6 protein-coding genes are annotated in these 7,114 nt (G+C 53.4%); 3 read left to right on the top strand and 3 right to left on the bottom strand.

What is annotated here, in order from left to right; genetic code table 11:
• Positions 1 to 717: hydrogen peroxide-inducible genes activator (locus RMSM_RS01630; protein WP_040763528.1), on the top strand; the 717-nt coding region annotated here is incomplete at its 5' end.
• A 17-nt stretch (positions 718 to 734) separates the two neighbouring features.
• Here the strand turns inward: RMSM_RS01630 and RMSM_RS43985 are convergent.
• From RMSM_RS43985 to RMSM_RS01615, 3 genes are all read right to left on the bottom strand, one after another.
• Positions 735 to 989: an anti-sigma factor family protein gene (locus RMSM_RS43985; RefSeq protein ID WP_478212695.1), complete on the bottom strand. Its 255-nt coding sequence runs from the start codon at positions 987 to 989 to the stop codon at positions 735 to 737.
• A 15-nt stretch (positions 990 to 1,004) separates the two neighbouring features.
• Positions 1,005 to 1,595, bottom strand: a complete 591-nt coding sequence (locus tag RMSM_RS01620; RefSeq protein WP_008690552.1) for a sigma-70 family RNA polymerase sigma factor — start codon at positions 1,593 to 1,595, stop codon at positions 1,005 to 1,007.
• A gap of 277 nt (positions 1,596 to 1,872) precedes the next feature.
• Complete coding sequence (locus RMSM_RS01615; protein WP_040763524.1) at positions 1,873 to 3,969, bottom strand: FAD-dependent oxidoreductase; 2,097 nt, start codon at positions 3,967 to 3,969, stop codon at positions 1,873 to 1,875.
• Positions 3,970 to 4,361: 392 nt separating this feature from the next.
• Between RMSM_RS01615 and RMSM_RS01610 the strand changes: the two genes are divergently transcribed.
• The gene (locus RMSM_RS01610; RefSeq protein WP_008690546.1) at positions 4,362 to 6,731 is read left to right on the top strand and encodes a PSD1 and planctomycete cytochrome C domain-containing protein; all 2,370 of its coding nucleotides are present in this window, start codon (positions 4,362 to 4,364) and stop codon (positions 6,729 to 6,731) included.
• On the top strand, positions 6,728 to 7,114 hold a 387-nt coding region (locus RMSM_RS01605), incomplete at its 3' end, for a DUF1501 domain-containing protein (RefSeq protein ID WP_040763521.1). The genes RMSM_RS01610 and RMSM_RS01605, both read left to right, overlap by 4 nt.

Here is a 7,114-nt window from a genome sequence, read left to right as displayed (position 1 = left end):
ACCGACGCGGGGGAGGTTCTAGCCAGCCGGGCACGCCAAATCATGTCGATCATCGACGACACGCTAAGCGAGATCACCGACGATGGTCAATCCGGACGAATTCGCGTGGGAGCCATTCCTACGATCGCCCCCTACTTTTTGCCGGGTTTGTTACAGCAGTTCGCTTCGGCGTTCCCCCTGGCTCGGCTACTTGTACAAGAAGAAACGACGCAAAGTTTGTTGCAACGATTGACACAAGGCGAATTGGATTTAGCGATTCTGGCTTTACCCATCCCAGCCAAATACCTGGAGGTCGAAATCCTGTTTGACGAAGAACTGTTGTTGCTCATGCCAGCGGGGCATCCGTTAAGCCACAAACGGCAAATTAAGTTGGATGATATCCAATCGCTGCCATTTGTATTGCTGGATGAAGCTCACTGTCTATCGGACAACATCGTTTCGTTCTGTCGCCAGCGGGAGTTTCAACCAGTTTCGATGGAAAAAACGAGCCAGCTCACCATGGTGCAAGAGCTTGTCACTCTCGGGCATGGCATTTCAATGGTTCCAGCAATGGCACAAGCGATCGACAAAAACAAACAGAGATTGTACCGATCGTTGACCAATCCTAAACCGACGCGAACCATTGCTGCTGTCTGGAATCCGTATCGATTCCAGAGCAAATTGTTGCAAGAATTCCGCAAGACCATCCATCGCTATTCGGCGACATTTGCGAAATAACGCTGTTCTCTCGATGATCAACGCGAGCGCAGTGCTTGTTTGATCCGCAGCCGCGCGTGAAGGGGAAGTTTCACCAAATCACCCTCATCGTTTTCGCTCAACTCGCATGTGTGTTGCTGCATTTGATTGTGCAAGAAGACGAGGTCACGACGGAAGGCTGTACAAAGATGGCAAAATCGCAGATGTATCCAAAGTTCGATTCGTTGTCGCAATGGCAATGGACGTTCCATAGACTGCGATACTAATTTGGATATCTCTTTGCAATTCAACATCGAATCGAGTTCCTTTTACGATTGCTCCAAATGCCACCGTGTTTTCATGCAATTTGCCAATCGCAACCGGGCTCGATGAAGCAAGACCCACAGGTTAGACGGACTAATCGACAATTGCTTACAAATTTCTTTTGTCCGAAATTCATCGATCTCTCGCAGGGTAAAGGCATCGGCTTGTCGGTTGGGAAGGTCCTGCAAACATCTGCGTAGGATCGGCCAAAATTCCTCTCGCTCGATGGATTGGAGCGGCTGCAGCAGCGTTGAGTGGACATTTCTTCGCCAATGTCCCTTCGAGTCAAACATGCGATCAAGCGGATCGCCAACTTCCTCATCACTGAATTGATTCGTTCGGTTGCGGACACGAATAAAATCGATGATCTTTCGCTTCAGAATCCCCAGCAACCATCCTTGTTCCGACCCTTGACCGGAATATTGCTTGATGTGTTCGAGTCCGGCGAGAAAAGTTTGCTGCACGACTTCTTCCGCAGCCTCGGCGTCACGCAGTCGCGACAAGGCAAACCGGTACAGATTGTCGCCGTAATCATCCACCCACACTGCGGGATTGATTGCCGAACGGTTCTCGATCTGTACTTGAGCGTTCCTCATCTCAGTCTCCTTATCCGCTAATATTCTATCCGTTTGCGAGACAGCACTGCAAAACAAAAATGAAAAGGGTGCCGCCGCCTAATACGGCCGAAAACGAGTGTTTTTCTCGTCCGAAACGATTCAGCGGGCATTGCAATCCATCAATGACCTATCGCGACCGCAATCCGCAGTGGAAAGTCGTTTTTTCCCGACAAGACCGCAGAGAGCGGCAAAGAGGTGCGGACTGCCACGCCGCTTTCAAACGAGAAAGCGGCTTCGGCGTCGCGCGGACGAGAAACTATTTGATGGGCTTCAAATGAACGGCGTCGATAATCACGTAGCCATTGGTACCTTCGTTGCTGACCGTCACGGTGATCTCGCCGCTTTCGAAATTGTCCTCGACCAGCGTCACAAAACCGTCTTCGCCTGGTTTTTTCCGTTGGTTCACCGCCATCGTTTGCGGTTGGTTGTTGCGGACAATGGTGACCGGAACATTCGAAGCTCGATTGGGGTTGGCAGTGTACGACAAACGAACGGCATAGCGTCCAGGTTTCGGTGCAGACAATGTGTACGTCGCGTGCTGTTTACCTTTGTCGACGTTGCCATCGTGACGATAGTTGTGTCCAACGAACTTCGGCACCGTATAGCCCGCGCCATTGAAACCGGTGCGTTCGGCTCCGACATCATCGAGGACAACCCCGGAAAGTTTCTTGGGATCGATCGAAAAGCCGGGACGCAGCGTTGGGATCCAATCGAGAACTTGTTTGTCGGAAATCAACTGCTCACGCAGTTTTTCATAGTCGATCTCGTGCAGCGGTTGCTTGTCACGAATCGCCTGGATTGCCGCCGTTGCTGATGATTGCCCCAGAACCATAAACACGGGTTCCATCCGGATGGAACCGAACGCCATGTGTGATGCACTCAGCGACACGGGAACGATCAAGTTAGTGCATTCGTTCGGCTTCGGCAGCAACGAGCGATAGGAGATGGGGTAGGGAGGAAAACCGCCGACTTGGACATCGCCTTCGTTACGAGCATGACCGTTTGCATCGACATAACGCTGTACGTTGTGCGAATCCATCGTATAGGCAGCCATGCCGACCGGATCTTCGGCGACTTTCCGTCCTTGACAATGATGTTGTGTCATGACTTCATCGCCAACGAGACGCCGTGCCTCGCGAATATAGAGTTGCTGTTGCCAGCCATCTTCACGTTCGAATTCGTCTTTGCAGGTCCCCCAGCGACTAACGATCTTGCGAGTATTCTCGGGAACACGCGGATGGTTCGCCATTGTCCAAAACAGACCTTGTTGGTAAGTCCGATGTCGCTCGATAATCTGTTGGCGTTCCTCGTCGGTGGCTTCGGGATAGTCGTAGTTTTGACCAATAAAATCGGTGGAAAAACCGGTTCGATTGTTGGTGTCGGTTTTGCGATTGGGCATGCCCGAGTTGATCACCGGAAACCCAGACTGGCCCGCCTCGAAATTACGCAGCATCAACTCGTATAAATTCGGGTCATAGTTTTCAGGTTTGAAGAAGGGGATACGATTCTCGGGATGGTCGGTCAGACAAACACGAAAACAATAGGCCTGGACGCGATGGTCTGCGGATCCTTCTTCGCCGGGCCCCGTGGGGTCGATCCCTGGCAATAACCCGCTGTCCGGATCTCCTTTGCGAACATACGGATCCACCCCTGGCATCAATTGATGGTGCCGGGCGTTTGCGGTTTGGACTCCACTGAGTGTTTCGTTGTAAGTGGCATTGGCTTCCCGTCCAACCGTATAGCTAATGCCGGCGGTTGCGAATAAGTCACCTTCGTACGTGGCATCGATAAACATGCGGCCGCGGTAAACGTTTCCCTTGACCGTTCGGATCGAATGGATTTTGCCATCGACGATTTGCACGCCTGCCCCGACCTGGCCTGACCGGCGGCTTCCCGTGCGATCAAGTCGTTCGTCATAGACGACCTTCACATTGTGCTCGTCGACGAACCCCTGCAGCACTTCCAATGCGGCAGAGGGTTCAAACGTCCACATTGTTGACTCGCCCTCGGCGGTACGCGATTGTCCGCCGCTCTTGTATTGCTCGGACGTCTGCCACTTCCAATTCTCGGGGTCTTGGTAGTACTTGGAGATGCGTTGGTAGAATTCTCGGGCGATCCCGCCGATCGCGGCTTTGTTGCCAATATCGGTTTGGCCGAGCCCGCCTGTGGTCAAACCACCGATCCGCGAACCCGGTTCGATCACGATCGCAGAACCCCCAAGCCACTCGACTTGTACGGCAGCCACAATGCCCGCGGCCGTCCCGCCATAAATCACCACGTCGTAGACCTCGGTTTCGCTGCGACTCTCGTTCGCACGCAGCGTCGTTGGCAGCATTATCAGAGTTGCAATCATCGGTACCAGCCAATTCGATCGAACCGATCGTTTGGCTCGGATAGGACTTGGCTCAAAAATCAAACGCATAGGAGAGAAACTCCGAAAGGTTGGGGAGAGAAAGCAGGTAGGAGAACAAAAGCAGACAAAATTAGGCGTGGGGGAAACGCAAATCCAGAGACGAGGTTTCCCCAAGCCAGCGATTCTACGCGAAGCACGTGCAAACGCAAAGGAATTGCGAGATCCGAACGCGGACAAACCGCCATTTTAACTGTCTTTGCCGTAGCCGTTTCCGGTTGTTTGCGGGTTTCGCGAGTTTCATCCCGCATTTCGCGCACCTCGGCCCATTATCGTATAGACTATCGGGTCCTGCCTTTGAGAAACTGCCCGCCTAAAATATCCCCCGAAAGTCTATGTATTTTCGCTTTAGCATCGTTCTTTTCAGCGGTGTCATGCTTGCTGCTGGTGCGCGTGCCGAAACGCCAAAGCATGCGGTTACCGAGGAGGCGACCGCAGAGCCAGACGCGGCTGAAATCGAATATTTTGAGCGAAAAATTCGCCCGCTACTCAGCCAACATTGCTACGAGTGTCATTCCGCGGACTCCGATACGGTGCAAGGTGGATTGAGATTGGATTCAGCCGCGGCGATTGCTCAAGGCGGTGACAGTGGCCCTGTGCTTGTTGCCGGATCCCCCGAGAATAGTCTGCTTATCGAAACCATCCTCTACGAGGACGGGATTCAGATGCCGCCGCAAGGAAAATTGGCGGCAAGCGAGATCGCCGAGCTAACTCGCTGGGTTAAACGTGGCGCTGCATTTCCGCCATCCGTCGATCCGGCGATTCGCCAAAGCAATGGAATCGACTTCGACAAAGGACGCCAATTCTGGTCGTTTCTGCCTGTCGATCAGCAACCGCTGCCGACCGTAAAACATGCTGAGTGGCCACGAAACCGGATTGACTCGTTTGTACTCTCGGCAATGGAACAAAACGGCCTGACCCCATCGCCGCGGGCGGACCGCGCGACGCTTGTACGCCGACTCTATTTTGACATTATCGGATTGCCGCCCACGACCGCACAACTCGACGCGTTTCATGATGATCGATCGCCGCATGCTTACGAACATCTTGTCGACTCGCTATTGGAATCGCCACAGTACGGCGAGAAATGGGGACGATGGTGGTTGGATTTGGCTCGCTATACCGATCGCACTGCTAGCTGGTTACCGCAAACCAGCCAGGCACATCTGTATCGCGATTGGGTTGTCGATGCGTTTAACATCGACATGCCCTACAACGGATTTGTTCATCGTCAACTCGCTACCGATTTGATGCCGCGAACGGGCCCCGAGGATCTTCCCGCACTCGGCTTCCTCAGTCTCAGTCCAACCTATTGGAAAGAGCCGAAGTTGCCATGCGAAATCATCAAAGTGATCGTGGCCGACGAGTGGGAAGAACGAGTCGATGCGGTCAGTCGCACGTTTCTAGGATTGACGGTCGCATGTGCACGTTGTCATGACCACAAATTCGATCCGATCAGCGCGGACGACTACTACGGATTAGCCGGCGTGTTCGCCAGCACTCGCCATGTTGAGCGTCCGTTGATCGATGAAGCCACCTACAAACCCGTGCGCGCGGCAAAGCAACAGGTTAAAAAGCTGGAAACCGAAATCGCGAAATTGAAGAAACAAAAGCCGCTTCCACAACAGAAGGTTAACGCGATACAAGCAAAAATCGCGGACATCAAATCTGCAACGCCGTTGTACGACACCCCGATGGCAAACGCGTTGGTAGATGAAGCGATGTACGTCGTTCGCGCGGGCAAAACGCCGCAAGAGGGAACACGTTTCGAATACAAGAGTGAACCTCGCGACTTGCCCTCCTTTATCCGTGGCAATCCCAACCGTCCCGGCCCCATCGTACGTCGCCGGTTTCTGACGGTGCTGAGCAAAGAAACCCGTCCTTTTGAAAATGGAAGTGGCCGCTTGGAATTGGCCGAATCGATCACCAACGAAGCAGCGTCACTGGCGGCGCGGGTGATCGTCAACCGAATTTGGCTTGCCCACTTTGATCAAGGCATTGTTGACACCCCAAGCAACTTTGGCACGCAAGGCAGCCGTCCAACGCATCCAGAACTGCTAGACGATTTAGCGGCACGTTTTATTGAAAATGGCTGGTCGATCAAGTGGCTGCATCGCGAAATCGTGATGTCGGCGACATGGCAACAATCTTCGGCAGATTCGCCCTCACGGTCGAGCATCGATCCCGATAACGTATGGCTCTCGCGGATGAACCGACGTCGATTGACTTTCGAAGAGTGGCGAGATGCAATGTTATTGGCTAGCGGACGCTTGAATCGCCTCCTTGGCGGCCCATCCATCTCGCTGGAATCGGCTGCAAACACGCGACGAACGCTCTATGCCACCGTAAATCGACGCGACGTTTCCCCCACCTTGATGGTGCACGACTTTCCCGATCCGACACAGCACAGTCCGGCACGGATGGCAACGGTCACGCCGCTACAAGGCTTGTACGCATGGAACGGACCTTTGCTGGATCAACAAGCCAAATGGATTGCCGATCAGCTCGAAGAGGAATATCCCGGCCAAGAGTTGGACAAGATTTTCGGCGTCTACCAACGTTTGTTTTCGCGCGCGCCTCGTCCCCAAGAGATTGAGTTGGCAACCGCCTATCTTGCCGACGTGTCAGCGGGACCAAAAGCGGATCGCTGGCAGCAATACATCCATGTCTTGTTGGCGACCAACGAATTTACCTTCATCGATTGACGTGTGTTTATGAACCACCCCAACCGGAAACGACACCTTTGGACCGCCGCCGCTTGTTACAACAAATCGGTGGGGGACTTGGGATGCTTGGTGCCGCAGGCATCATGGCATCACAATTGGATGCCGGCGAATCGACGGAACAACTCGGCCCTCATTTTCCTGCCAAGGCAAAACGCGTCATTCATCTATTTATGAATGGAGGTCCCTATCAAGGTGATCTTTTTGATCCCAAACCAGCCCTTGCAAAATTCGCAGGCACAAAACCCGCGGGTGCCGATCTGTTAACCGAACGTCCGACCGGCGGATTGTTGCCATCGCCATTCAAATTTCGGCAGTGTGGCGAATCGGGGTTGCCGGTGAGCGAGTTGCTGCCCCAGTTGAGC

Source organism: Rhodopirellula maiorica SM1, from assembly GCF_000346295.1.
GTDB classification, from domain to species: domain Bacteria; phylum Planctomycetota; class Planctomycetia; order Pirellulales; family Pirellulaceae; genus Novipirellula; species Novipirellula maiorica.
The sequence above is the reverse complement of the archived record's forward strand: the minus strand, read 5'-3'. Positions and strand labels throughout refer to the sequence as shown.

Excerpts from the sequence above, each read along its gene's own strand:
- RMSM_RS01610 (WP_008690546.1), top strand. The coding sequence starts at position 4,362 with ATGTATTTTCGCTTTAGCATCGTTCTTTTCAGCGGTGTCATGCTTGCT.
- RMSM_RS01615 (WP_040763524.1), bottom strand. The coding sequence starts at position 3,969 with ATGATTGCAACTCTGATAATGCTGCCAACGACGCTGCGTGCGAACGAG.
- RMSM_RS43985 (WP_478212695.1), bottom strand. The coding sequence starts at position 989 with ATGTTGAATTGCAAAGAGATATCCAAATTAGTATCGCAGTCTATGGAA.
- RMSM_RS01620 (WP_008690552.1), bottom strand. The coding sequence starts at position 1,595 with ATGAGGAACGCTCAAGTACAGATCGAGAACCGTTCGGCAATCAATCCC.